This is a genomic window from Streptomyces sp. NPDC088147 (genome assembly GCF_044741565.1).
Taxonomy (GTDB): domain Bacteria; phylum Actinomycetota; class Actinomycetes; order Streptomycetales; family Streptomycetaceae; genus Streptomyces.
Genome location: NZ_JBIUSY010000009.1, coordinates 362979 through 388519, shown reverse-complemented (window position 1 = coordinate 388519; position 25541 = coordinate 362979). Strand labels below are relative to the sequence as shown.

Sequence of the window (25541 nt, the reverse complement as noted above, 5' to 3'; positions counted from 1 at the left end):
CTTCAATGTGGCGGAGGGAAGCTGAAGCCAGCCTGAAGCCACCTGAAGTGATCTTCAGGTTCCGTTTGGGAAGCTGGGGCCATGCGTTTGTTGATCGTGGAGGACGAGAAGCGGCTCGCGGTGTCGCTCGCCAAGGGGCTGCGGGCCGAGGGCTTCGCCGTCGACGTCGTCCACGACGGCCTCGAAGGGCTGCACCGGGCGGGCGAGGGCGTGTACGACCTGGTCGTGCTCGACATCATGCTGCCCGGCATGAACGGCTACCGCGTCTGCGCCGCCCTGCGCGCGGCCGGTCATGACGTACCGATCCTGATGCTCACCGCGAAGGACGGCGAGTACGACGAGGCGGAGGGGCTGGACACCGGCGCCGACGACTATCTGACCAAGCCGTTCTCGTACGTCGTGCTCGTCGCCCGGGTCAAGGCCCTGCTGCGCCGCCGCGGCTCGTCCGGTGCCTCGCCCGTGCTGCGGATCGGCAGCCTCACCGTCGACACCGCCGCCCGCCGCGTCTTCCGGGACGGGACCGAAGTGGCGCTCACCGCCAAGGAGTTCGCGGTGCTCGAACAGCTGGCGGTCAGGGCCGGCGAGGTGGTCGGCAAACCGGAGATCCTGGAGCACGTCTGGGACTTCGCCTACGACGGCGACCCCAACATCATCGAGGTCTACATCAGCGCCCTGCGGCGCAAGCTCGGCGCCGCGGCCATCCAGACGGTGCGCGGCGCCGGGTACCGGCTGGTCGCGTCATGAGCCCGCGCGGGCGCCGGTTCGCGTCCTCCGTACGCGCCAGGGCCTCGCTCGGCGCGACGGCCGTCGTGGCGGTCGCGCTGGTGGCCGCCGGGATCGCGGTCGTCCTCTCGCTCCGCTCGAACCTGACCGACCAGGCCGGCCGGAGCGCCGACACGGCGGCGCGCGAAGTCGCCCTGGACATCGCCTCCCTGGTACCGGACCAGACGTCGTACGCGGGGCTCGACCTGCCGGACGACTCCGGACACCCCGTACAGGTGTCCGACGAGCGCGGCCGGCTGCTCAGGGCGAGCGAGGACCTCCAGCGGATCAGCGGTACGGGGGTGTCCGCGGTGACCCCCGCGAAGAGCCCCGCGGCGAGCCCCGCCCCGGGCGGCACCACCGCCCCGGGCGATGACGAGGACAGTGCCGACGACGACAGCGGTGCGGACGACAACGGGAGTGACGACCACGGGAGTGACGACCACGGGGGCGACGACAAGGGCGGGGACGACGACGCGAGCGGGGACGACGATCCCGCGGTCGGTGAGATCAGCGACGGCACCTCCTACAGCGACGGCAGCGCGACGGTCGACGGCACGACCGGTGACTACCGCTTCGCCGCGGTCGAGGTGACCGACCGCGCGGGCCGGACGGTCGTCGTCCACGCCGGCGCCTCGCTCGCGGACCGGCAGGCCGCGGTCAGCACGACCACCGTCACCATGCTGCTGGGGCTCCCCGTCCTGCTGCTGGTGGTCGGGGGAGTGACCTGGCTGGTGACCCGGCGGGCGTTCCGGCCCGTGGAGGGCATCCGGCGCGAGATGGCGGCCATCACCGCCTCGACGGATCTCTCCCGGCGGGTGCCCGAGCCGGCCACGGACGACGAGGTCGCCAGGCTGGCCCGTACGACCAACGAGACGCTCACCGCGCTGGAGGCCGCCGTCGAGCGCCAGCGCCGCTTCGTCGCGGACGCCTCGCACGAACTGCGCAGCCCCATCGCCTCGCTCCGCACCCAGCTCGAAGTGGGCGACGCCCACCCGGAGTTGCTGGACGTGCCGGGCGCGGTCGCGGACACCGTACGGCTCCAGCAACTCGCCGCGGATCTGCTGCTGCTGGCCCGGCTGGACGCGGGGGAGCGGCCGGGGCGGGCCCGGTTCGACCTGAGCGCGATGGTCCGTGAGGAGGTCTCGCAGCGGACCACGGACCGTGTCCCGGTCACGCTCGATGTCCGGACGGGGCTCGAAGCGGCCGGGTCACGCGGCCAGTTGGCCCGGGTGCTGGGGAATCTGCTCGACAACGCCCAGCGCCACGCGCACGCGTCGGTCACCGCGTCCGTGTACCGGTCGGGCGGTCAGGTGGTGCTCGCGGTCGCCGACGACGGCTCCGGGGTGCCGGAGGCGGAGCGCGAGCGGATCTTCGAGCGGTTCGTACGGCTCGACGACGCGCGCAGCCGTGACGACGGTGGCGCCGGTCTCGGTCTGGCCATCGCGCGCGATGTGGCCGCGCGCCATGACGGCACGCTCACGGTCGGCCGGGCCCCCGAGGGCGGCGCCCTGTTCGAGCTGCGCCTGCCCAGGCCGGACGGCGCGAGCCCCGGCAGCACCGGCTGCACCGACAGCCCAAGCGGCACCGACAGCCCAGGCACCACCAGCAGCCCCGACGCCGGTCACGCCGCCTGAGCCGGGGCGGCCCGCCGGCCGGGCAGCCCGCCCCGCCCCGACCGGCTCAGCTCTTGCCGCGCCGTCCGCGCAACTGCTCGGCCACCGGCGTCAGCGACGCCCGCAGCTCCGCCAGCGCCTCGGGCGTCAGCAGATCGATGAAGTGCTTCCGTACGGACGCGACATGGTGCGGCGCGACCTTCTGCATGGTCTCCATCCCCTGGTCCGTGAGGACCGCGTAGAGCCCGCGCCGGTCCGACTCGCAGTTCTCCCGGCGGACCAGCCCCGCGGCCTCCATCCTGGTGATCTGATGGGAGAGCCGGCTCTTGGACTGGAGCGTGGTGGCCGCGAGGTCACTCATCCGCATACGCCGGTCCGACGACTCCGAGAGGTTCACCAGGATCTCGTAGTCGTTCATGGTCAGGCCGAATGGCTGGAGGTCCTTCTCCAGCTGGTGCGTCAGCAGTTTGTTGACATCCAGATGGGTGCGCCAGGCGCACTGCTCCGCGTCGGTCAGCCAGCGGGTGGCGGTCTCGGTCTCCATGTATGGATTCTACCTAAGAAGTTGAAATCTGTACGAAGCGTCCGGATGTGACACCGCGCACCCGATCACCGGCCGGGGGCGCAGGCGTTCGACGTCACACTCCGCAGACTACCGCTCACAGACCGAAGCGACGCTGGAGATCGCCGAGCTGCCCCGGCATCCGGGGCGTGGACCCCTGCGATCCCTGATGTCCGGAGTGTCCCGGGGAGGCGCCGCCGCCCGGCACCCCGGGCTCCGGCGCGATCGCGCCCAACGGCTGCTCCGCCATCAGCAGTTCCGTCGACTGCAACAGCACCGTCCCGGCCCCGACGAACTCGAACTGGTGCTCCTCGCCCGACGTACCGCCGATCCCCGTCAACGACCTGAGCCCGCCCAGCACTCCGGACATATAGCCATGATCGTAGTGGTGACAGGGGGACGGGCAGTCCGCCCAGCCCACCAGCGCCTGCGGGTCCACCCGCAGCGGCGGCTCCATGAAGACCACGGGCCCGTTGGACGCCGCCACGAACTTCCCCGTACCGATCAGCGTCAGAAAGCCCGGCACGATCGACTGCTTCAGCGCCAGCGTCGGCTGGTACGCCAGCAGATTCCCGGACCGGATCGTCAGATTGCCGTCCTCCAGATCGAACGAGTTGACGTCGAAGGCGCGGTCGGCGAGCAGCATCTTGCCGCTGCCCTCCGCCACCACCCAGTCACTGGCGTGCAGCGGTGAGTGGAAGCTCGTCCGCACCAGCCGCTCGAACCGGCCGTGGCCGATGCCGTCGAAGTTGATCTGCCCGTAGTAGGCGATCATCTTCCCCTTCTGCAGGAACCACTGGCTCCCCTTCAACTCCACACAGAAGGTGTACGCGTTGACGTTGTCGTCGCTCGGCAGCGTCATCGGGTCATGGATCACGGGCGTGCTCACAGCTTCTCCTCCGACGCCTGGACGTACACCGCGCCACTGCCGCTCAGCTCCAGCTGGAACGCCTCGCCGGAGCCGCGCCCGACCATGTCGCGCCAGCCGAGCGCCGTGGACAGCTTGTTCCGTACGTCGCCGTGGTGCGCGACATACGCCTGCGGGTCCACATGGATCTCCCGGCCCGGCGTGATGGGCACCTCGATCACCCCGCCGTGCGCCATCACCGCGACCGCGCCATGGCCCTTGAGGGTGGTGGTGAACAGGCCCTGTCCTGTCACCTGTCCGCGCACCATGCCCATGACGCCGCCCTGCGAGCCCATGAACATCGTGCCCTGCTGGAGGGTCCCGTCGAAGGCGAGCAGCCGGTCCGCCTCGACGTACAGGGTGTCGCCCGCCAGATTGATGACCTGGATGTGATGGCCGCCGTGGCCGAACATGACCGTGCCGCTCCCCTCGACGGTCATCAGCGGGGTCGCCTCATTGGCCACCCGCCGCCCGATCATGGACATCAGACCGCCCTGGCCGCCCTGGATGTTGGGGGTGAAGCCGACATCGCCGCGGTACGCGAGCATCGCGCCGCGCTGGCTGAACATCTTCTGGCCGGGCAGGATCGTCGCCTCGACCATCTTCGAGTTGATCTCGCGGAACGGCATCAGACATCGCCCCCGATCGTGTTCCGCTCGCTGGGCTGGACGTAGACGAGCCCGTCGCCCTCGAAGCGGATCTGGAACGCCTCGCCCGATCCCTCTCCCATGAACGTACGGAAGTTGACGCCGGACTGGAACTTCTGCTGGAGATTGCCCTGATGGGCGATGTACGCGCCGGGGTCGACATGGAGCGGGTACTGCGGCGTCACCCGCAGGATCACCGCCTCGCCGTCCGACATGATGGCGGCCTGGCCCATGCCCTCGACGGTGGTGGTGAACAGGCCGCTCCCGGTCGCCCCGCCCCGCAGACCGGTGAACGACGTGCCGGTGCGCAGCCCCGCGTCCGCGCAGAGCAGATTGCTCGCCTCGACGAAGAGCTTGTCGCCGTGCAGCGAGACGAGGCTGATCTCGCTCGCGCGGTCGGCGAAATAGCAGGTGCCCTCGCCCTTCACCTCCATCACGGTCATCTGTTCGCCGGTGAGCCGGCGGGTCACCATCCCGCGCAGACCCTCACCGCCGCCGGACATCTTCTTGAACGCCATCCGGCCGTCGTACGCGACCATCGAGCCGTTCTTCGCCTTGACGGCGTCGCCGGTCATGTCGACGGCGAGCACCTTGCTGCCTTGCAGTCGGAACTGAGCCACGGATCGAAGGTAACGGGCGGCACCGACAGGGAACAGGGCCCATGGTCCGCGACCGCCCCCGACCCGGACCCTGATAACGGTCGGGCAAAGCCGTGCTGCCACAATGAGACCGCGCTTGTGCACACATTCACAAGATCACGTCTGCCCCCGACGCCGAAGGTGCCTCCCCGTGGACATCAAGACCGCCTCCTCCCTCCATCGCCTCCGTCTGGTCTCCGCCCCGGAGGCCGTGTCGTTCCTGCTGCTCCTCGTCTGCTCGGTGCTCAAGCGCACGACGGACTTCAACGCGGTCCCCGTCATGGGCGCCGTCCACGGTCTGCTCTTCGTGCTGTACGTGGTCTTCTGGCTGGACGCCTGGAACCGCACCAAGTGGTCCTTCGGCACCGCGGCCCTCTACTTCGTGCTCTCGGTCCTGCCGGCCGGCGGCTTCTTCGCCGAGCGCAAGCTCAAGCGCGCCGCCGACGACGCGGTCATCGCCTCCCGCGCGCGCCGCGAGGGTACGGTGAGCGCATGATCGTCGCCTTCTCGGTGAGCCCGCTGGGCGTGGGGGAGGACGTCGGGGAGTACGTCGCCGACGCCGTCCGTGTCGTCCGCGAGTCGGGGCTGCCCAACCGTACGGACGCCATGTTCACCTCCATCGAGGGCGAGTGGGACGAGGTGATGGACGTCGTGAAGCGGGCCGTCGCCGCGGTCGAGGCCCGTGCCGGGCGCGTCTCGCTCGTCCTCAAGGCCGACATCCGGCCGGGGGTCACGGACGGTCTCACCTCGAAGGTCGAGACCGTGGAGCGCCACCTCGCCGGCTGAGCGCCACCTCGCCGGCTGAGCGCCACCTCGCCGGCTGAGCCCCGCCCCTCCCGCGAACCGCGTCGACGCGTACCTCTCGGCGTCAACCCGTGGCGCCCCGCGTCAACCCGTACGCAGTAACCTCCGCGCACAGCACCGCCCGCACGGACGCCTCCAGTCGACACGCCGATCAATGTCCCCTTTTGTGGGGATATCAATCTGGTGCGACAGCTGGAGGCATCCGTGCGGCCGGAGGGTTCCGAGTACGACTACGACTATGACGTCCACAGCTGCCTGGCCGGTCCGCTCACGGAACCGGACCGGGCCGTGGCCTACCGGGTGCGCTACCGGAGTCTGCTCGCGCGGGAACCCCACCGAATAAGAGCCGTCCTGCTGATGGCCCTGGCGCCGCTGCTCTCCGGCGCGCTGCTGGTCTATCTGGTCTGGCCCACCCATCGCACCGAGCGCGAGGGCGGCGACCGCCTGCTGGTGGTCCTCGATCATGTGATGCTCGGCTCGATCGGGCTCATCGCCCTCTTCATGCTCGTCAACGTCACGTCGGTCGCCCACGCCACGATGGTCGCCAGGGACCCCATACCCGTCCCCGCCGAACCCGGCACCCGCGTCGCGTTCCTCACCACGTACGTCCCGGGCAAGGAGCCGCTCGCCATGGTGCGGGCCACGCTCGAAGGAGCCGTACGGCTGCGCCACAGCGGCCCGCTCGACATCTGGCTGCTGGACGAGGGCGACGACACCGCCGCCAGGGCGCTCTGCGAGGAGCTGGGGGTCCGCCACTTCACCCGGCACGGCATACCGGAGTGGAACCGCCGGAAGGGCGTGCACAAGGCGCGCACCAAGCACGGCAACTACAACGCCTGGCTGGCCGCGCACGGCGAGGAGTACGACTTCTTCGCCTCCGTCGACACCGACCACGTACCGCTCCCGAACTTCCTGGAGCGGATGATGGGCTACTTCCGCGACCCGGACACCGCCTTCGTCGTCGGCCCGCAGGTGTACGGCAACTACAGCTCACCGGTCACCAAGGCCGCCGAGTCCCAGCAGTTCCTCTTCCACGCGCTGATCCAGCGGGCCGGCAACCGCTATCACGCCCCGATGTTCGTCGGTACGAACAATGTCGTCCGGGTCAGGGCGGTCCTCCAGATAGGCGGGCTGTACGACTCGATCACCGAGGACATGGCCACCGGGTTCGAGCTGCACCGCACCAGGAACCCCGTCACCGGCCGGTTCTGGCGCTCCGTCTACACCCCCGACGTCCTGGCCGTGGGCGAGGGCCCCGCCTCCTGGACCGACTTCTTCACGCAGCAGCTGCGCTGGTCGCGGGGGACGTACGAGACGCTGCTCACGCAGTACTGGAAGGCGCCGTTCCGGGTGCCGCCCGGACGGCTGCTCAGCTACACGCTGATGCTCGTCTACTACCCGATGACCGCCGTCAACTGGTTCCTCGGCATTCTCAGCTGCGTTCTCTTCCTCTGGTACGGCGCCTCGGGCACCCAGGTCTCGTCCTCGGTCCTGCTGATGCTCTACAGCGATGCCGCCGCGCTCCAGATAGGGCTCTACCTCTGGAACCGGCGGCACAACGTCTCGCCCCACGAGCCGCGCGGCTCGGGCGGTCTCGCCGGAATGGCGATGTCCGCGCTCTCCGCGCCGGTCTATCTCAGGTCGCTGGCCTCGGCGCTCCTCCGTACCCGCGGCCGGTTCGTGGTCACCCCCAAGGGCGGCCGGGCGAGTCCCGACCGGCTGATGACCTTCCGGCTCCATCTCTTCTGGGCCGTGGTGCTGACCGGCTCGCTCGTCGCGTCGGTGGTCCTCGGCCACACGCACGCGGCGATGCGCACCTGGGCGGTCCTGGCGCTGGCGATCGCGCTCGCCCCGGTCGGCGTCTGGTGCTGGACGCTGTGGGCCGGGCGCGCCGGCGACACCGTACCGGCGTCCGTCCGTACGTCCGTGGAAGCCGTCGAGAACCCGGACGCGGACCTGGACGCGGACCTGGACCTGGACCTGGTCCCGGACCTGGATCCGGACCTGGAGCCCGCGTCGGCCTACGCCGCGTCGGCCGTGACGTCTGTGCCATCCGTGACGCCTGCGACGATGACAGGAGGGAACTGACCCATGCCCCAGCGGTACCGGCCGCGCAACAGGCCGTCGGAGAAGTTCAAGAGGACACTGCTCGGCGGCGGAGCACTGGTGGTGCTGGCCGCCCTCAACGCCCCCGCGGCCTTCTCGTTCGCCGAGGAGAAGTACCACGCGTACAAGATCGCGCAGCCGGGCTACAAGCGGCAGTACGGCTCCTGGGAGGTCCTCGACGTCCCGAAGGAATACCGTACGAACGCGATCCACGCGGCCCTGCTGCACACCGGCAAGGTGCTGATCATCGCCGGCTCCGGCAACAACCAGAAGAAGTTCGACGAGGGGTCGTTCGACACGATCCTCTGGAACCCGGCCGACAACTCCTTCAAGAAGATCCCCACCCCGGAGGACTTCTTCTGCTCCGGCCACTCCCAACTCCCCGACGGGCGGCTGCTGGTGGCGGGCGGCACGGCGCGCTACGAGGTCCTCGACGGCGAGGTGGAGCGGGCCGGCGGCCGGATGCGCGTCAAGAACGAGAACCCGGACCGGGCCCACACCTTCAAGAAGGGCACCCGCTTCCGCTCCCCCTCGGGCGTCGAGTTCATCAGCAAGTTCGATGTCACCGTGCCCCGGGCGAAGAAGGAGCTGAAGGTCGGGTACGGCAAGGGCGGCCGGATGCTGCCGTGGCGTACGAAGGTGACGGCCGGCGAGGCGCGGGTGTTCGTGGAGGCGGCCGAGAAGGGGCCGCGGGGACTGACCACCCAGGCCGCGCAGTACGAGATCGTCGGGCTCAAGGGCAAGGACGCGGACAACCTCTACGGCCTGGCGCAGAAACTCACCACGGAGAAGCAGGACTTCCAGGGCATCAGATCCGCGTACGAATTCGACCCCACGGCCGAGAAGTACGTGCCCGTGAACCCGATGAAGGAGGCCCGCTGGTACCCCACGCTGGTGACCCTGGACGACGGGAGGGTGCTCGCGGTCTCCGGCCTCGACGACGTGGGCGCCGTACTCACCGGGGACAACGAGCTGTACGACCCGAGGACCAAGGAGTGGTCCAAGGGCCCCACCCGCTACTTCCCGACCTATCCCGCGCTCTTCCTCACCAAGGGCGGCAAGCTCTTCTACTCGGGCTCCAACGCGGGGTACGGGCCCGCCGACAAGGGCCGGCGGCCGGGGATCTGGGACCTCACGAAGAACACCTTCACCGAGGTCGGCGGGCTCACCGATGCCGACCAGACGGAGACCTCGGCCTCCCTGATGCTGCCGCCGGCGCAGGACCAGCGGGTGATGCTGCTCGGCGGCGGAGGCGTCGGTGAGTCCTCCAAGGCCACCGCGCGCACGGCGATCGTCGACCTCACCCGGGACAGCCCGGCCTTCCAGGAGGGGCCCAGACTGCCCAAGGGCACGCGCTATCTGAGCAGTGTGCTGCTCCCGGACGACACGGTGTTCACCACCGGCGGCTCCTCCGACTACCGCGGGCGCAGCGCCAGCGACATCCTCAAGGCGCAGTTCTACGAGCCGAGGACCAACACCTTCCGGCCGGCCGCCGACCCGACCGTGGGGCGCGACTACCACTCGGAGGCGCTGCTGCTGCCCGACGGGCGTGTGGTCACGTTCGGATCCGACCCGCTCTTCCGCGACGCCGACAACACCAAGCTCGGGACCTTCGAGCAGCGTGTGGAGATCTACACGCCGCCCTACCTCCAGGGCGACGGAGCCGGTGAGAACAGACCGGCGCTGGGGGAGGGGCCGCGGGCGGTCGACGGGAACGGCCGGGCCACCTTCCGCGCCGCCCGTCCCGACCGGATCGCGAAGGCGCGGCTGATGCGGCCGAGCGCCGTGACGCACACGACGGATGTCGAGCAGCGCTCGGTCGAGCTGGCGCTGACGAGGACGAAGGACACGGTGACGGTGGAGGTGCCGAAGGACCGGGCGCTGGTACCGCCCGGCTGGTACATGCTCTTCGTCACCGACTCCGCCGGTGTCCCGTCCGAGGCGAAGTGGGTCCGGGTCGACTGAGCCCGGGGACCTGGCCCTGGGGCCTGTCCCTGGCCGGACAGTCCCTCAAGCGGTGGTGTCCCCGCTTCTGCGGGCGAGGCCCAGCGCGTAGTCGGGCCACCAGGTACCGGCCGCGGGGCCGCCGCGGCACGGGCCGTCCGAGTCGCCGGGGCGCTTGATCCAGAGATAGGCGTCCAGCAGCTCGTTGCCGGTGTTGGTGGTGGGCGCCGAACCGAGTGCCCTGCCCGGCGGGTTGCACCACGCCTCGTCCCTGTCGCCGCGCAGCGGACCCGCGCCGTTCCTGCTGGTGTCGATGGTGAAGTGGATATCGCCCAGCAGTCCGGAGAGCCGCGTGCCGTACGCCTTGACCGCGTCGGTCGTCTGGAAGTTGGACACATTGAGCGAGAAGCCGTCGGCCGTGGCGATCCCGGCCCGCCGGAGCGGCTCGGTGAGCTTGGCGGGGTCGGCGATCCAGTCCGGGTTGCCGGCGTCCAGATAGACCCGGGTACGCGGCTGCCGCTTGAGCCTGCCGATGGCGTGGGCGAGCAGCTCGTACCGCTCGTCGTGGTACTCCGCCGGGGTGCAGCCGTCCGTCAGATGCGGGACGGCGTCCGGCTCCAGGATCACGACGGCCTCGGCGTCGCCGAGGGCCGTGGCGAAGGAGTCGATCCAGCCGCGGTACGACTCGGCGTCGTGCGCGCCGCCCGCGGAGTAGAGCCCGCAGTCGCGGTGGGGGATGTTGTACGCGACGAAGACGGCCGTGCGCTTGGCGGCCTTCGCGCCGCGCACGGCCCGCTGGATCCCGGGCTCGGGGTTGTCACCGGCCGGCCAGTCGGCCACCGCGCGCTCGGAGATCCGCCGCAGCGCCTTCGCGTCGTCCTTACGCCCCTGCTGCTCCCACTCCCTGACCTGGCGGGCCGCGTCGCTCTCCGGATCGACCCAGAACGGCGAGGACGCGGTGGGGACTTCGCCCCGGAGCGCGGAGGGTCCGGTCCGGCCGGCGCGCTCGGCCCGCTCCGTCCGCTCGACGGAGTCCTGACGGGATTCGGGGGAGCAGCCGGCCGCCGTCAGCGCGAGCGCCGCCGCGAGGGCGGCCGAGGCGAGCGGGCACGGGCGGCGGTGTCGTGCGCGCGTGCGGTGCGGTGCGTACGGACGGTGTGGTCTGCGGCCGGACATCCAGCCCCCTCGGAAGACGACTGGGCAACGGGCGACGACGAGAAGGGTAATACCGGCATATCGTTACATAATGTTCAGTCGGTCGCGCTCTGCGACACCGACAGCGCGATACCGAGCGGCGTCCGCTCGTACAGCACCTGATGTCCGTACCGACGCGACGTCAGCAGCCCCGCCCCGCGCAGCGCCGAGAGGTGCGCCGACACGGAGGACGGGGCCAGGCCCAGCAGTCGCGCGAGCGCCGTCGTCCCGGCCGGTTCGTCCAGCGCGCACAGGACGTCCGCCCGCGCCCGGCCCAGCAGCCGGGCCAGCGCCTCGGGCGTACGGTCCGACGGCCGTGTCCACAGGCCGCCGATGCCGCGCGCCGGATAGATCACGGCCGGCTGCCACGGCGGCAGGTAACCGCTGACGACGTTCGGCCAGCAGAACACACTCGGCATCAGGATCAGCCCGTCGCCGCCGAGGACCCGCGTATGGCTGCCGTGCGTCCCCGTGATCGTCAGCGTGGAGCCGTCGGTCCAGCCGAGCTGCGGACTCAGCTCCCCCAGCAGCCCGTGCAGCCCCTTCTCCGCCAACCGCCGCGAGTGGTACGCCACATCGGCCTCCAGCAGGGTGCGCAGCCGGGGCCAGTCGGGCTCGACCAGCTCGTGCCACACCCGCTCCAGCAGCCCGGCGAGCTTCCGCAGGGCCGCTGCCGGATCCGCCGCCATCGCCCGGCCCTCGGGGCTCGCCGCGGCGCCCGGGGTGTCCGCGAGCGCCAGGGTGATGTCCGTCCTGACCAGCTCCGGGTCGGTGGCGCGTACGGCCGCGATCTCCTCCTCGAAGGTGGGGAGCGGGACCGACGGCGGACGGCTGAGGAAGTCCGGGTTGTGCCCGCGCTCGGGCATCAGGAGATGCAGCGGCGCGAGGTCGATCGCCGCCGCCGCGGTCCGGATCCCGCGCAGCCACGGCAGGTGGTAGCCGTGCCGCTCGGGGCGCGCGAGGGTACGGACCGCCTCCTGCGTCTCCCAGAGCGGAGACACGGCGAACCGGCAGCGGAGCAGATCGCTCTCGTCGAAGTGAAGCTGGAACGGCATGGCGCGTACGGCCCCCTGTGCCGAAGATTCGGACTCACCCGAATGTCTGTCCCGGGATCGGCTGTCCCGTCAGTCTGCCTCCATGCCCAAGAACGCTTCCCGGGGGTACGGCGCCGTCTTCGCCGTCCGCGAGTTCCGGTTCGTCTTCGCCGCGCACCTCCTCTCGCTGCTCGGGGTGGTCGTCAGCGAGATCGCGCTGACCTTCCTCGTCTACGACCTCACCGGATCCCCGCTGCTCAGCGCCCTCACCTTCGCCCTCGGCCTGCTTCCGTACCTCGTCGGCGGGACCCTCCTCGCCGGGGTCGCCGACCGCTACCCCGCCCGGCGGGTGCTGGTGGTCTGCGATCTGCTGTGCGCCGCGTGCGTCGGGGTGATGGTGCTGCCCGGCACACCGATCGCCGGGCTGCTGGCCCTGCGCTGCGTCGTCGCCGCGATCGCGCCCGTCTTCACCGGGACGAGGATGGCCGCGCTGACCGACATCCTCGGCGAGGGCGATCTGTACGTACTCGGCCGCTCCCTGCTGCGGATCGTCTCGCAGAGCGCGCAGCTCGCCGGGTTCGGGGTGGGCGGGGTGCTGCTCGCCGTCGTGCCCGCGCGGGGCGCGATCTGCATCACCGTCGGTACGTTCCTCTGCTCGGCCGCGCTGCTGCGCTTCGGGACCCGCGACCGGCCCGCCCGCGCCACCCGTCGGGAGGGCGGGCAGGAGACCGCGCGGGGCGGCGCGCTGCTGAGGGATTCGCTCGGCGGGGCCCGGCTGCTGCTCGGCGACCGGCGCACGCGGGCGCTGCTGCTGCTCTTCTGGGTGCCCGCGATGTTCGTCGTCGCGCCCGAGGCCCTGGCGGCACCGTACGCGGACTCCCTCGGCCTCGGCCCCGCCGCGCTGGGACTGCTGATGTGCGCGATGCCCGTGGGACACATCGTGGCGGAGCTGTACGTCGGTACGGCTCTCTCCCCGAGCGCCCGCTCCCGTCTCGTCCTGCCGGTCGCCGGCTTCGGCCTGCTGCCGCTGCTGGTGTACGGGGCCGAGCCCGGCCTCGGCTGGGCGCTGACCGCGCTCGTCCTGGCCGGGGCGGGGGCCGCGTACGTCATCGGACTCGACCAGTGGTTCGTCGCGGCGGTCCCCGAGGAACTGCGCGGCCGGGCCATGACATTGCTCACGGCCGGTCTGATGACGATCCAGGGACTCGGCATGGCCGCCGCGGGGCTGGCCGCGGAGTTCCTGCCCGTGCATGAGGTCGTCGCGGGGGCGGGCGTTATCGGCACGCTCTGCTGCCTTGTCCTGGTACGGGAGGTCCACCGCTCCGCGCCGCACGGCCCGGAGGGGCGGGCGAAGGATCAGATCGTACGACCGAAATCCGAGACAGGGCCGTCCGCCTGGTGACCTCTGGGTAGGGTCGGAGCCGTGCCGAAACCGCTCAGCCTTCCCTTCGATCCCATCGCCCGCGCCGACGAACTGTGGCAGCAGCGCTGGGGGCCCATGCCGTCCATGGCGGCCATCACCTCGATCATGCGCGCGCAGCAGATCCTGCTGGCCGGCGTGGACGCGGTGGTCAAGCCGTACGGGCTGACGTTCGCCAGATACGAGGCGCTGGTGCTGCTCACCTTCTCCAAGGAGGGCGAGCTGCCGATGTCCAAGATCGGCGAGCGGCTGATGGTCCACCCGACATCGGTCACCAACACCGTGGACCGGCTGGTGAGATCCGGCCTGGTCGACAAGCGGCCCAATCCGAACGACGGCCGCGGCACGCTCGCGTCCATCACGGACAAGGGCCGCGAGGTGGTGGAGTCGGCCACCCGCGATCTGGCGGAGATGGACTTCGGGCTCGGGGCGTACGACGCCGAGGAGTGTGTGGAGATCTTCGCGATGCTCCGCCCGCTGCGGGTGGCGGCCAGGGACTTCGACGACGCGGGCTGAGCCGGGAGCCGGGAGCCGGGAGCCGGGAGCCGGGAGCCGGGAGCCGGGAGCCGGGAACTGCGGGGCGAGGTCTGAGGGCCGGGGGCCCCGCAGGCGCCGGAAGGGCCCGGGATACGCTCGATGCCATGAAACAGAGCGTGCTGTCCCGCTACCGGGTGATGGCGTACGTCACCGCCGTATGGCTGCTGGTCTTCACGGTGGCGATCATCCTGAAGTACGGATTCGACACCGGCGACACGATGCTGATCTCCCAGATCCACGGTGTGCTGTTCATCGTGTACGTCGTCTTCGCCTTCGACCTGGGCACCAAGGCGAAGTGGCCCTTCGGCAAGCTCCTCTGGGTGCTGGCCGCGGGCTGTATCCCCGTCGCGTCGTTCTTCGTCGAGCCGAAGATCACCCGCGAGGCCCGGCCGCTGGTCACGGACCGCGAGCCCGCCACGGCCAAGGCCTGACGGGCCCGCTCGGGCCCCGTTCCGCCCCGCCCGCACGAGCCGCGGGCGGTTTGGCATCGACATTTACTTGGACGTCCTAGTAAATTTGACGGCATGGACGTCATGGAGGAGGGCCGCCGGCGCTGGCAGGCCCGCTACGACAAGGCTCGTAAGCGCGACGCGGATTTCGGCACGCTCTCCGGTGACCCGGTGGAGCCGGTCTACGGGCCCCGGCCCGGCGACACCTACGAGGGCTTCGAACGGATCGGCTGGCCGGGGGAGTACCCCTTCACCCGGGGACTGCACCCCACCGGCTACCGGGGCCGGACCTGGACCATCCGCCAGTTCGCCGGATTCGGCAACGCCCGGCAGACCAATGAGCGCTACAAGAAGATCCTGGCCAACGGCGGTGGCGGGCTCTCCGTCGCCTTCGACATGCCGACGCTCATGGGCCGCGACTCCGACGACCCGCGCTCGCTCGGCGAGGTCGGCCACTGCGGGGTCGCCATCGACTCCGCCGCCGACATGGAGGTCCTCTTCGACGGCATCCCGCTCGGCGAGGTCACCACCTCGATGACCATCAGCGGTCCCGCGGTCCCGGTCTTCTGCATGTATCTGGTCGCGGCGGAGCGCCAGGGCGTCGATCCGGCCATCCTCAACGGCACGCTCCAGACCGACATCTTCAAGGAGTACATCGCGCAGAAGGAGTGGCTCTTCCAGCCCGAGCCGCATCTGCGTCTGATCGGCGATCTGATGGAGCACTGCGCCGCCTCCATCCCCGCGTACAAGCCGCTGTCGGTCTCCGGCTACCACATCCGCGAGGCCGGGGCGACGGCCGCGCAGGAGCTGGCGTACACCCTCGCGGACGGCTTCGGCTATGTGGAGCTGGGGCTGAGCCGGGGGCTGGACGTGGACGCCTTCGCGTCCGGTCTCTCCTTCTTCTTCGACGCCCATGTCGACTTCTTCGAGGAGATCGCCAAGTTCCGCGCGGCCCGCAGGATCTGGGCGCGCTGGATGAAGGAGGTGTACGGAGCGCGGACCGACAAGGCGCAGTGGCTGCGCTTCCACACCCAGACGGCGGGCGTCTCGCTCACCGCGCAGCAGCCGTACAACAACGTCGTACGGACGGCGGTGGAGGCGCTGGCGGCCGTCCTCGGCGGCACGAACTCCCTGCACACGAACGCGCTGGACGAGACCCTCGCCCTGCCGAGCGAGCAGGCCGCCGAGATCGCGCTCCGTACCCAGCAGGTGCTGATGGAGGAGACGGGCGTCGCCAATGTGGCCGATCCGCTCGGCGGCTCCTGGTACATCGAGCAGCTGACCGACCGGATGGAGGCCGACGCCGAGAAGATCTTCGAGCAGATCAAGGAGCGCGGCCTGCGGTCCCACCCGGACGGGCAGCACCCGATCGGCCCCGTCACCTCCGGCATTCTGCGCGGTATCGAGGACGGCTGGTTCACCGGCGAGATCGCCGAGTCCGCGTTCCGGTACCAGCGGGCGCTGGAGAAGGGCGACAAGCGGGTCGTCGGCGTCAATGTCCACCACGGCTCGGTCACCGGCGATCTGGAGATCCTGCGGGTCAGCCACGAGGTCGAGCGCGACCAGGTCCAGGTCCTGGCGGAGCGCAAGGGCGCCCGGGACGACGCCCGGGTCCGTACGGCCCTGGAGGCCATGCTGAGCGCCGCCCGTGACGGTTCGAACATGATCGGGCCGATGCTGGAGGCGGTACGGGCCGAGGCGACGCTCGGCGAGATCTGCGGGGTACTGCGCGACGAGTGGGGGACGTACACGGAGCCGCCCGGCTTCTAGAACCAGAGGGGGTACGCGGGCAGGCGGCCGCCCCCGGCCCAGGCAGAGGGGGGCGGCCGTCCGTCGTTTCCTTCGGGTGCCCTCCTGCTCGCTGCTCGTCGCTCGCCGCTCGCAGATACCTCTGAGTGAGAGCTAAAATGGAGCGGTGGCCACGGAAGAGTTCCCCGACTCGCTCGCCGTCGTCCTCGCGGGCGTCCAGCGGTTGATGCGGCGGCGGCTGCGTGAGGGCTTTCCCGTACCGCCGCTGCGCGGCGCGCAGATCGAGCTGTTGCGGCTGGTCTCGGCCCGTCCGGGGATCCGGGTGTCGGACGCCGCCAAGGAGCTGTATCTCGCCGGCAATTCGGTCTCCACCCTGGTCAATCAGCTCAGCCGGGCCGGATATCTCCTCCGTGAGACCGACCCCGACGACCGGCGTTCCGCGCGGCTGCTGCCCACCCCGGCGGTCGAGGCGCGGCTGGGCGAATGGGACGTCCGCCGCCGCGCGCTCATGCGCGAGCAGGTGGAGCATCTGTCGGACGAGGACCGCGAGGCGCTGGCGGCGGCCCTCCCGGCGCTGCGCAGGCTCGCCGCGAACCTGCGTGAGGAGGGGGGAGCGGCGGCGGAGGGAACGGGGGGACAGGGAGCAGCGGGGGGACAGGGAGTGGAGGGGGGACAGGGAGTGGAGGGAACATGACCGGCACACCGTTCACCGGCGACGCGGGCCCGGACGGCGCGCGGCCCGCTGGGGCCGCTCCTCCGGCGGCCGGCCGCCCGGACCCCGCCGGGCCCGACGCCGTCAGCTGCCGCGGACTGGACTACGCCTTCGGTGAGACCAAGGCCGTCCAGGACCTCGACCTCTCGGTCGCCGCCGGCGAGGTCTTCGGGCTGCTCGGTCCGAACGGCGCGGGCAAGACCACCGCGATCCGCTGCATCACCACCCTGCTGCCCGTCCCGGCGGGCATGGTGCGGGTGTTCGGCCACGACGCGGCGAAGGAGAAGATGGCGGTACGCCGCCTGCTGGGCTACGTCCCCCAGCAGCTGTCCGCCGACGCCTCGCTGACGGGACGCGAGAACGTGACGCTGTTCGCCCGCGTCTTCGACGTCCCGCGCCGCGAGCGGTCCGCACGTGTCGCGCAGGCGCTGGCGGCCGTCGATCTGACCGGCGCGGCCGACCGGATGGCCAAGACGTACTCCGGCGGCATGATCCGCCGGCTCGAACTCGCCCAGGCGCTGGTCAGCGCGCCGAGACTGCTCATGCTCGACGAGCCGACGATCGGCCTCGACCCGATCGCCCGTACCAGCGTCTGGGAGCACATCAACGCCGTACGGCACGCCACGGGCATGACCGTGCTGGTGACCACGCACTACATGGACGAGGCCGATCAGTACTGCGACCGCGTCGCGCTGATGCACCGCGGGCGGATTCACGCGCTCGGCACCCCGGGCGAGCTGCGGGCCGAGCTGCGCGAGCGCCGGGCGGCGGCGGGCACCCCGGGCGGCGCTTCCGGCAACGCGCCGAGCGGTGCTTCAGGCGGCTCCGGCGGTGCTTCCGGCGGTGCTTCCGGTCACGCTTCGGGCGAGAAGGGCGCGCTGCCGACGCTGGAGGACGTCTTCAGGGACGTGGCGGGCAGCGGCCTCGACGAGGAGGGAGGCGACTTCCGTGATGTCAGGAGCACCCGCCGCACCGCGACCCGCGTCGGCTGAGGGGACCGGCCCCGGCCGGCTGGACCTGCTGCTCGTACCGCCCCGTGCCCGTACCGGCTGGCGCGTGCTGCCCGCCAGGGTCGTCGCGATGTGCGTGGTCGAGTTGCAGAAGCTGCGCCACGACCGGACCGAGCTGTACACCCGGGCCGTTCAGCCCGCCCTGTGGCTGCTGATCTTCGGTGAGACCTTCACCCGGATCAAGGCCATCCCCACCGGCGGCATCCCGTACATCGACTTTCTCGCGCCCGGCATCATCGCCCAGTCCGCGATGTTCATCGCGATCTTCTACGGCATCATGATCATCTGGGAGCGGGACGCCGGCATCCTGACCAAACTGCTGGTCACCCCGACCCCGAGAGCCGCGCTCATCAGCGGCAAGGCGTTCGCCTCCGGGGTGAAGGCGCTGATCCAGGCGGTGGTGGTGATCGTCATCGCCGCGGCCCTGGGCGTCGGTCTGACCTGGAACCCGCTGCGGCTGCTCGGGGTGGCCGTCGTGGTGGTCCTCGGCTCGGCGTTCTTCTCCTGTCTGTCGATGACGATCGCGGGGATCGTGCTGACGCGCGACCGGCTGATGGGCATCGGCCAGGCCATCACCATGCCGCTCTTCTTCGCCTCGAACGCGCTCTATCCGGTGGCGATCATGCCCGGCTGGCTCCAGGTGGTCAGCAAGATCAACCCGCTGAGTTACCAAGTCGACGCGCTGCGCGGGCTGTTGCTCGGTACGCCGTCCCATCTGCTGCTCGACTTCGGCGTCCTGGTGCTGGCGGCGGCCGTGGGTATCGCGGCGGCCTCGTCGCTGCTGGGGCGGCTGGCGCGATGACGCGGCACGGGCGCGCCGGACCCCGGCTCGCTCAGCCGTGCGCGCCGGACCCCGGCTCGCTCAGCCGTGCGCGGCGGCCAGTCCGTCGAGCAGCAGGGTCGTGAACGTACGCGCCCACTCCTGGTCGACCGGCTCCGCGCTGACCAGGGCCCGGTGGACCACCGCGCCGGCGATCACGTCGAAGATCAGGTCCGCGGTACGGGACGCCTTCGCGGCGTCCGGCTCGCGGGGGAGTTCACCACGGGCCTGGGCGCGCTCGCGGCCCAGCAGCACCAGCCGTTTCTGGCGGTCGACGATCGAGGCGCGGATACGGGTCCGCAGCGCCTCGTCCCGGGTGGACTCCGCGATCACCGCCATGAGTGCCGTCTTGGTCTCGGGCCGTTCCAGCAGCGCCGCGAACTGGAGCACCACGCCCTCGACATCGGCCGCCAGGCTGCCGCGGTCCGGCAGCTCCAGCTCGTCGAAGAGGACGGCGACCGCGTCCACGACCAGCTCGCTCTTGGCCGTCCACCGCCGGTAGAGGGTGGTCTTGGCGACGCCCGCCCGGGTCGCCACGTCGCCCATCGTCAGCTTGGACCAGCCCAGCTCACCCAGCGCGGCCCGGGTCGCTTCCAGGATGGCGGAGTCGGCATCGGCGCTGCGGGGGCGCCCCTTTCGACTGGACATGACGGCGACCATACCGGCCGGTAAGGCGTGCGCTGTGAGTCAGTTCACCGGAGGGATCTTCCCCGTCGCACCGTCCGGCAGTTACGCTACGAGGCGTAGCGAAAGCGGGGAGCGGCCGTCCCGTCACGCGGTGGTGCGCGTACCGCTTTTCAGAAGTGCGCGCGGAGGGGGGAGGATGTACTCATGCAGCCTAGGAACATGTCCATGAGCGGCGTCGTCGACCTCGCCGCGGTGAAGGCGGCCGGTGAGGCCAAGGCGAAGGCGGAGCAGGCCCGCGCCGAGGCGGCCCGTCAGGGCGGCACCGGTGCCGTACCCCCCTCCAGCCTCGTGATCGACGTCGATGAGGCGGGCTTCGAGCGCGATGTCCTCCAGCGGTCCACCGAGGTCCCGGTCGTCATCGACTTCTGGGCCGAGTGGTGCGAGCCGTGCAAGCAGCTCAGCCCGGTGCTCGAACGACTGGCGCGCGAGTACAACGGCCGGTTCGTCCTCGCCAAGATCGACGTCGACGCCAATCAGATGCTGATGCAGCAGTTCGGGATCCAGGGCATCCCCGCGGTCTTCGCGGTGGTGGCGGGACAGGCGCTGCCGCTCTTCCAGGGCGCGGCCCCGGAGACCCAGATCCGACAGACCCTCGACCAGTTGATCCAGGTCGGCGAGGAGCGCTTCGGGCTGACCGGGATCGCGGTCGACCCCGGCGCGGAGACGGACGCGGCGGACGGCGCCGAGCAGGAGGTCGTCGAACCGGTGGGACCGTACGACGCCCTGCTGGAAGCGGCCGTACGCGCGCTGGACGCCAATGACTTCGCCGCCGCCTCGCAGGCGTACCGCGATGTGCTGGCCGACGACCCCGGCAACTCGGAGGCCAGGCTCGGCCTCGCGCAGGCCGAACTGCTCGCACGCGTACAGGACATGGACCAGGCGCGGGTACGCAAGGACGCGGCGGACAAGCCGGGCGATGTGGCGGCGCAGATCGCGGCGGCCGACCTCGATCTGGTCGGCGGACATGTGGAGGACGCCTTCGGCCGGCTGGTCGAGGCCGTGCGCCGGACGGCCGGGGACGACCGGGAGGCGGCGCGGGTGCGGCTGCTGGAGCTGTTCGAAGTGATCGGCGGGGACGACCCCAGGGTGACGGCGGCGCGTTCCGCTCTGGCGAGGGTCCTTTTCTGATGCGCTGAGGTAGTTGAGGTATTCGCCGTTTTCCCGGTCGCCAACTCCTTGGCGCGCTCGCGGATTCGGTGAAGCGACGATGACAGTGGCCGCGCTTTACCAAAACTTGGTAAAAGCGGCTGCTGTTACTCGCAGTAAATCGCCCCCCTTGTTCTGTCCCGCTATGCGTGACAATCGCCGCTTCTGCCGCACCGTGGGGCCACACCCTGTGTGGCTGCCCGATGCCGGCGGGTCGCCCGCTGGTTATCGGGCCGTTACTAGCCAGTAACGAACCCCCTTGTGTCCCGGGCGCGAATGCACCACGATCGGCGACGCTCGGTCCAATTCCGCACCAGCACGGCAGCCAGCCGCGCGCCGTCGGGTCTGGGTCCCCACCGAGCGGACCGGCGGCAGCGTCCGCCGGCCCGGACAGGGGGGTTCCTGCCTACCCGGCAGGGCCTGTCCAGAGGTTGCGCGAAGGCGTGGCCAGTGGTTGTCGCTCGGGGGTGATCGCCGGTGGTTCCGGACGCGGTTGGCGCCTCGGGCACGGGCGCTCTCCTTCCCGAGGACGTAGCACTTCTCCCATCCCAGGACGGGGTCTCACCCGATCCGGAGATGTACGTCCGAGAAGGAGGAAATTCATGGAGTCCCAAGTACGTGGCGGGACCAGATGGAAGCGGTTCGCGGTCGTCATGGTGCCGAGCGTGGCCGCGACGGCAGCGATAGGTGTCGCCCTCTCGCAGGGGGCGCTGGCCGCGTCGTTCAGCGTGTCGGGGCAGAGCTTCAAGGTGAGGGCCGAGAAGCTGGTCGGCTACAACTTCGTGCAGTACGGGGGCGTTGCCAAGGGGGTCGACTCCAAGGGCAACGAAGCAGTCCACCCCGTGGCTGTCTCCGGGTTCAAGACCGCCGACATCACGAACATGTGCCAGTCCGTGGTGACGCCGCTGCCGTGGGGCAGCAGCGTGACGCTGGTGCTGAAGGCCGGCAACAAGGGCACGGACATCAAGGCGGAGAACCTCTACCTCGACGTCGAATCGCTCGACGCCGACGCGGAGTTCAAGAACATCGACATCGGTGTCGCGGCCGGCTCCACCAAGACCCCCGGCATCCAGCCGGGGACGCAGGCGGACCCGAACGGCTTCGCCCAGCAGGCCGACGAGGCCGTTCTGAGGGACGTGAAGCAGACCGCGTGGGCGACCACCGCGGGCACGTTCAAGCTGCCTGACCTCAATCTGAGGCTCAACATCGGCAACCCCAAGAAATACGAGTGCTACTAGGCACCGCCGGCGGGTGGGCCGGGCGGTCCCCGGACTGTTCGGCCCGCTCGTCCCCCCGTCTCTGATCGCACCACCGCATACCGCTTTCCAGGGAGCTGTTTTCCATGAGCGCCGAGTCCACAGGTTCCCGCGGATTCACGTACTGGCGGCTTCGGTTCCGCGCCTGGCGAGGCGCCCGGCCGTTCTGGGCGGGCCTGTTCACTCTTCTCGGCGGACTGCCGATCGCCTATTTCCCCTACGCCCAACTCCATTTCGGAAACCTGACACTGGCCATGTCCACCACGGCCGGAGCGGGTTCGCTGATCATCGGCGTACTGCTGGTGACCCTGGGCCTGACGATGTGGTTCCAGGCCATCGTCCGGGTCTTCGCCGGTGTCGCCGCCATTCTGCTGGCGCTGGTGTCGATCCCGGTCTCCAACATCGGCGGCTTCCTGCTGGGCTTCCTGCTCGCCATGGTCGGCGGCGCGCTCTCGATCTCCTGGGCCCCTGACAAGTGGGTCAGGCCGGCGCCCGCCGAGCTCGACACCCCCCACGGGGCACCGGAGCCCGACGGCGACGGCGACCCCTTCTTCCCCGGTCCGCGCGACGGGGAGGACCCGAACGTGACGGATACGACTGCCCATGCCAACGGCGGGAGGAACAGTGCGGGGTGACGACACGCAACGAGTCGCGGCCGGAGGCGATGATTCCCGGGTGAGAAGAGGGCCGCGTCACGCGGCCCCGAGAAAGTCGCTCCTGACCAAGCTTCAGATACCCGCGGGCAAGGCGATGGCGCTGGCGGCGATGCCGACGGCCGTCTTCGTGGGCATGGGGCTCACGCCCCGGCTCGCACTGGCCGACGACGGCAAGGACATCCCGTTCGCGCCGGGCCCGTGCGTGACCCGCTCGGACGAGCCGTCCGCGTCGGCGTCCGAGTCGCCCACGTCCACGCCGTCCGCGTCGGAATCGGAGTCGGAGTCGGGGTCCGAGTCGCCGGAGTCGCCGAAACCGAGCGAGTCACCGTCGGCGACACCGGACCCGACGGCGAGCGGGAGTTCGGCACCGGATTCCGGGGATTCAGGTTCCTCGGACACCGGGGCTTCGGACTCCAAGGAGCCCGCCGACGCGCCGTCCGGACCGGCGCCGGCACCGACCTCCACGAAGTCCAGGAACCCGCTGGACCCGCTGGGGCTGGGAGACGCGCTGGGAGACCTCCTCGGCGTACCGGACAAGGACGAGCCGAGCGGCCCGGAACCGAGCGGCTCCACCACGGGGAAGCCGGACGCCGATCCGTCCACGAAGCCGACGTCCGGGCCGGGGAGTTCCGAGCCGGGCGGTTCCGCGGACGGCAAGGGCACGGACGGCAAGGGCACGGACGGCGAGGGCACGGACGACACGGCCGCCGACGGAACCAAGGACGCCATCAGGGAGGCGGCGGGCAAGGTCGGCGCCGAGGTCGAGGAGCTGGACGAGGACGCCAAGGGTCTCGACGCCCGTAAGGACGACGACATCCCCGCGGGCGCGGACGGCAAGGAGCCCTTCCCCTGCCCGACGGCCGACCCCGAGGCCCTCGCCGCGGCGAAGGAGGAGCAGGGCCTCCCGCTCCTGCCCGACGACCCGTGGACGCTGCACAGTTCACTGCTGACCCTGCGGGGCCTGGACTACAAGGGCATCGTCGAGGTGCGGACGGGCAGCGGCAAGGTCAAGAAGGCGCTGAAGTTCACCTCCACCTCGGTGGACATCAAGGACCTGCACCAGACCGTCGTCTACCCCCTGGGCAGGACGGGCCATGTGCAGGCGCGCGAAGGCTCCACGTCCACGATCCGCGACGGCGAGGTGACGATGTACACGGAACGGCTGAAGGGCAACCTCTTCGGCCTCATCCCGATCACCTTCAGCCCGGAGACCCCGCCCCCGCTGAACATCCCGTTCGCCTTCTTCACCGACGTCGAGGTCACCCAGGCGGGCCAGTTCGGCGGCACGCTCACGGTCCCCGGCCTCCAGAACTACCTCACGAACTGACACGGATCCCCGTGAGCCGCGGGAAAGACCGTGGCCCCCGCCAACGAGTTGGCGGGGGCCACGGCCACGTGGTCATCGCGGCGGGCGGAGGACGCCTCAGTCGCGGGCGCCGACGCCCAGGTGGTGGACGCGGACCATGTTCGTGGTGCCGGGGACGCCGGGAGGGGAGCCCGCCGTGATGATCATGGCGTCGCCCTCGTTGTAGCGCTGGAGCTTCAGCAGCTCCTCGTCGACCAGATCGACCATCTCGTCCGTGCTGCTCACCCAGGGCACGATGAAGGACTCCACGCCCCAGCTCAGGGCGAGCTGGTTGCGCGTCGACTCGTCCGTCGTGAAGGCCAGGATCGGCTGGGCCGCGCGGTAGCGGGAGAGGCGGCGGGCCGTGTCGCCGGACTGGGTGAAGGCGACCAGCGCCTTGCCGCCCAGGAAGTCCGCGATCTCGCAGGCGGCGCGGGCCACCGAACCGCCCTGGGTGCGCGGCTTCTTGCCCGGGACCAGCGGCTGGAGGCCCTTGGAGAGCAGCTCCTCCTCGGCCGCGACCACGATCTTCGACATCGTCTTGACCGTCTCGACCGGGTACGCGCCCACCGAGGACTCGGCGGAGAGCATGACCGCGTCCGCGCCGTCCAGGATCGCGTTCGCGACATCGGACGCCTCGGCGCGGGTGGGGCGGGAGTTGGTGATCATCGACTCCATCATCTGGGTCGCCACGATCACCGGCTTGGCGTTGCGGCGGCACAGCTCGATCAGCCGCTTCTGCACCATCGGGACCTTTTCGAGCGGGTACTCGACGGCCAGGTCGCCACGCGCCACCATGACGCTGTCGAAGGCCGCGACCACGGCCTCCATGTTGGCGACCGCCTGCGGCTTCTCGACCTTGGCGATGATGGGGACCCGGCGGCCCTCCTCGTCCATGATCTTGTGGACGTCCAGCACGTCGTGCGCGTCACGGACGAACGAGAGCGCGACCATGTCGCAGCCCATCCGCAGACCGAAACGCAGGTCCTCGATGTCCTTCTCGGACAGGGCGGGGACATTGACCGCCGCGCCCGGCAGGTTGATCCCCTTGTGGTCGGAGATCACCCCGCCCTCGATGACGATGGACTTGACCTGGGGGCCGTCGACCTCGACCACCCGCAGCTCGACGTTGCCGTCGTTGATCAGGATCTGGTCGCCCTTGGAGACATCCCCGGGCAGGCCCTTGTAGGTGGTGCCGCAGATGGACTTGTCGCCGGCGACATCCTCGGTGGTGATGGTGAACTCATCACCGCGCACCAGCTCGACCGGGCCCTCGGCGAAGGTCTCCAGACGGATCTTGGGGCCCTGGAGGTCGACGAGGACACCCACGGCGCGGCCGGTGTCCTTGGCCGCCTTCCGCACGCGGTTGTACCGCTCCTGGTGCTCCGGGTGGCTCCCGTGGCTCATGTTGAGTCGGGCCACATTCATACCGGCCTCGATGAGCGACTTCAGCTGCTCGTACGAGTCGACGGCGGGGCCCAGTGTGCAGACGATTTTGGAACGGCGCATGAGGCGGATCCTATCGGTTTGTTTCGATGCG

The 25541-nt window shown here is 70.5% G+C and carries 24 protein-coding genes and 1 pseudogene; 17 read left to right on the top strand and 8 right to left on the bottom strand.

Features of this window, described 5'->3' with window-relative positions; all coding sequences use genetic code 11:
• Positions 1 to 81: 81 nt before the first annotated feature.
• On the top strand, positions 82 to 744 hold the full coding sequence (locus ACIOGX_RS30565) for a response regulator transcription factor (protein WP_356512063.1): 663 nt from the start codon (positions 82 to 84) through the stop codon (positions 742 to 744).
• Complete coding sequence (locus ACIOGX_RS30560) at positions 741 to 2399, top strand: ATP-binding protein (RefSeq protein WP_401917857.1); 1659 nt, start codon at positions 741 to 743, stop codon at positions 2397 to 2399. Before ACIOGX_RS30565 ends, ACIOGX_RS30560 begins: the two co-directional genes overlap by 4 nt.
• Positions 2400 to 2445: 46 nt before the next feature.
• Here ACIOGX_RS30560 and ACIOGX_RS30555 read toward each other — a convergent pair whose 3' ends face one another.
• The 4 genes from ACIOGX_RS30555 to ACIOGX_RS30540 form a co-directional block, all read right to left on the bottom strand.
• Positions 2446 to 2922 (bottom strand): MarR family transcriptional regulator, encoded by a 477-nt coding sequence (locus ACIOGX_RS30555; RefSeq protein ID WP_356512059.1) that lies wholly within the window; start codon positions 2920 to 2922, stop codon positions 2446 to 2448.
• Positions 2923 to 3037: 115 nt separating this feature from the next.
• Positions 3038 to 3829 carry an AIM24 family protein gene (locus ACIOGX_RS30550; protein ID WP_356512057.1) on the bottom strand — a complete coding sequence of 264 codons (792 nt, stop codon included), beginning with the start codon at positions 3827 to 3829 and terminating at the stop codon, positions 3038 to 3040.
• Positions 3826 to 4476 (bottom strand): AIM24 family protein, encoded by a 651-nt coding sequence (locus tag ACIOGX_RS30545; RefSeq protein ID WP_356512055.1) that lies wholly within the window; start codon positions 4474 to 4476, stop codon positions 3826 to 3828. The genes ACIOGX_RS30550 and ACIOGX_RS30545 overlap by 4 nt, the downstream gene beginning before the upstream one ends.
• Positions 4476 to 5069 (bottom strand): AIM24 family protein, encoded by a 594-nt coding sequence (locus tag ACIOGX_RS30540; protein ID WP_240045624.1) that lies wholly within the window; start codon positions 5067 to 5069, stop codon positions 4476 to 4478. The genes ACIOGX_RS30545 and ACIOGX_RS30540 overlap by 1 nt, the downstream gene beginning before the upstream one ends.
• Before the next feature lie 214 nt (positions 5070 to 5283).
• Here ACIOGX_RS30540 and ACIOGX_RS30535 point away from each other — a divergent pair, with 214 nt between their 5' ends.
• The 4 genes from ACIOGX_RS30535 (at position 5284) to ACIOGX_RS30520 (ending at position 10007) form a co-directional block, all read left to right on the top strand.
• Positions 5284 to 5628 (top strand): DUF3817 domain-containing protein, encoded by a 345-nt coding sequence (locus tag ACIOGX_RS30535; protein ID WP_030351952.1) that lies wholly within the window; start codon positions 5284 to 5286, stop codon positions 5626 to 5628.
• On the top strand, positions 5625 to 5918 hold the full coding sequence (locus ACIOGX_RS30530) for an MTH1187 family thiamine-binding protein (RefSeq protein WP_015578763.1): 294 nt from the start codon (positions 5625 to 5627) through the stop codon (positions 5916 to 5918). The genes ACIOGX_RS30535 and ACIOGX_RS30530 overlap by 4 nt, the downstream gene beginning before the upstream one ends.
• Positions 5919 to 6140: 222 nt before the next feature.
• Complete coding sequence (locus ACIOGX_RS30525; protein WP_401917961.1) at positions 6141 to 8024, top strand: glycosyltransferase family 2 protein; 1884 nt, start codon at positions 6141 to 6143, stop codon at positions 8022 to 8024.
• Positions 8025 to 8027: 3 nt separating this feature from the next.
• A complete protein-coding gene (locus tag ACIOGX_RS30520; RefSeq protein ID WP_401917853.1) occupies positions 8028 to 10007 on the top strand; it encodes a galactose oxidase-like domain-containing protein in 1980 nt (659 codons plus the stop codon).
• 45 nt (positions 10008 to 10052) lie between these two features.
• Here ACIOGX_RS30520 and ACIOGX_RS30515 read toward each other — a convergent pair whose 3' ends face one another.
• Complete coding sequence (locus ACIOGX_RS30515; protein ID WP_401917851.1) at positions 10053 to 11162, bottom strand: glycoside hydrolase family 6 protein; 1110 nt, start codon at positions 11160 to 11162, stop codon at positions 10053 to 10055.
• Positions 11163 to 11236: 74 nt separating this feature from the next.
• Complete coding sequence (locus ACIOGX_RS30510; RefSeq protein WP_356512049.1) at positions 11237 to 12235, bottom strand: DUF5937 family protein; 999 nt, start codon at positions 12233 to 12235, stop codon at positions 11237 to 11239.
• 82 nt (positions 12236 to 12317) lie between these two features.
• Between ACIOGX_RS30510 and ACIOGX_RS30505 the strand changes: the two genes are divergently transcribed.
• The 7 genes and pseudogenes from ACIOGX_RS30505 to ACIOGX_RS30475 all read left to right on the top strand — a co-directional run bounded on the left by ACIOGX_RS30505 (position 12318) and on the right by ACIOGX_RS30475 (position 18893).
• Complete coding sequence (locus tag ACIOGX_RS30505) at positions 12318 to 13616, top strand: MFS transporter (protein WP_401917849.1); 1299 nt, start codon at positions 12318 to 12320, stop codon at positions 13614 to 13616.
• 21 nt (positions 13617 to 13637) lie between these two features.
• On the top strand, positions 13638 to 14150 hold the full coding sequence (locus ACIOGX_RS30500) for a MarR family winged helix-turn-helix transcriptional regulator (protein WP_129769144.1): 513 nt from the start codon (positions 13638 to 13640) through the stop codon (positions 14148 to 14150).
• A gap of 125 nt (positions 14151 to 14275) precedes the next feature.
• A complete protein-coding gene (locus ACIOGX_RS30495) occupies positions 14276 to 14602 on the top strand; it encodes a DUF3817 domain-containing protein (protein WP_129769145.1) in 327 nt (108 codons plus the stop codon).
• 93 nt (positions 14603 to 14695) lie between these two features.
• Positions 14696 to 16390 (top strand): methylmalonyl-CoA mutase, encoded by a 1695-nt coding sequence (locus ACIOGX_RS30490; RefSeq protein ID WP_387017626.1) that lies wholly within the window; start codon positions 14696 to 14698, stop codon positions 16388 to 16390.
• 145 nt (positions 16391 to 16535) lie between these two features.
• Positions 16536 to 16976, top strand: a pseudogene (locus tag ACIOGX_RS30485) (MarR family winged helix-turn-helix transcriptional regulator); the annotation flags it as partial.
• Between the two features lie 83 nt (positions 16977 to 17059).
• Complete coding sequence (locus tag ACIOGX_RS30480; protein WP_401917846.1) at positions 17060 to 18073, top strand: ATP-binding cassette domain-containing protein; 1014 nt, start codon at positions 17060 to 17062, stop codon at positions 18071 to 18073.
• Positions 18033 to 18893 carry an ABC transporter permease gene (locus ACIOGX_RS30475; protein ID WP_356512039.1) on the top strand — a complete coding sequence of 287 codons (861 nt, stop codon included), beginning with the start codon at positions 18033 to 18035 and terminating at the stop codon, positions 18891 to 18893. Before ACIOGX_RS30480 ends, ACIOGX_RS30475 begins: the two co-directional genes overlap by 41 nt.
• A 60-nt stretch (positions 18894 to 18953) precedes the next feature.
• Here the strand turns inward: ACIOGX_RS30475 and ACIOGX_RS30470 are convergent, their stop codons facing one another.
• Positions 18954 to 19559 (bottom strand): TetR/AcrR family transcriptional regulator, encoded by a 606-nt coding sequence (locus ACIOGX_RS30470; RefSeq protein WP_401917844.1) that lies wholly within the window; start codon positions 19557 to 19559, stop codon positions 18954 to 18956.
• A 183-nt stretch (positions 19560 to 19742) separates the two neighbouring features.
• Here ACIOGX_RS30470 and ACIOGX_RS30465 point away from each other — a divergent pair, with 183 nt between their 5' ends.
• The 4 genes from ACIOGX_RS30465 to ACIOGX_RS30450 all read left to right on the top strand — a co-directional run bounded on the left by ACIOGX_RS30465 (position 19743) and on the right by ACIOGX_RS30450 (position 23983).
• Positions 19743 to 20726 (top strand): tetratricopeptide repeat protein, encoded by a 984-nt coding sequence (locus ACIOGX_RS30465; RefSeq protein WP_356512035.1) that lies wholly within the window; start codon positions 19743 to 19745, stop codon positions 20724 to 20726.
• A 620-nt stretch (positions 20727 to 21346) separates the two neighbouring features.
• Positions 21347 to 21982 carry a DUF6230 family protein gene (locus tag ACIOGX_RS30460; protein ID WP_356512033.1) on the top strand — a complete coding sequence of 212 codons (636 nt, stop codon included), beginning with the start codon at positions 21347 to 21349 and terminating at the stop codon, positions 21980 to 21982.
• Positions 21983 to 22086: 104 nt separating this feature from the next.
• Positions 22087 to 22635 carry a DUF6114 domain-containing protein gene (locus tag ACIOGX_RS30455; RefSeq protein WP_129769153.1) on the top strand — a complete coding sequence of 183 codons (549 nt, stop codon included), beginning with the start codon at positions 22087 to 22089 and terminating at the stop codon, positions 22633 to 22635.
• Positions 22625 to 23983 (top strand): hypothetical protein, encoded by a 1359-nt coding sequence (locus ACIOGX_RS30450; protein WP_401917841.1) that lies wholly within the window; start codon positions 22625 to 22627, stop codon positions 23981 to 23983. The genes ACIOGX_RS30455 and ACIOGX_RS30450 overlap by 11 nt, the downstream gene beginning before the upstream one ends.
• A 96-nt stretch (positions 23984 to 24079) precedes the next feature.
• On the opposite strand, the gene pyk is transcribed toward ACIOGX_RS30450, so the two are convergent.
• On the bottom strand, positions 24080 to 25510 hold the full coding sequence (gene pyk, locus ACIOGX_RS30445; RefSeq protein WP_356512029.1) for a pyruvate kinase: 1431 nt from the start codon (positions 25508 to 25510) through the stop codon (positions 24080 to 24082).
• Positions 25511 to 25541 lie beyond the last annotated feature (31 nt).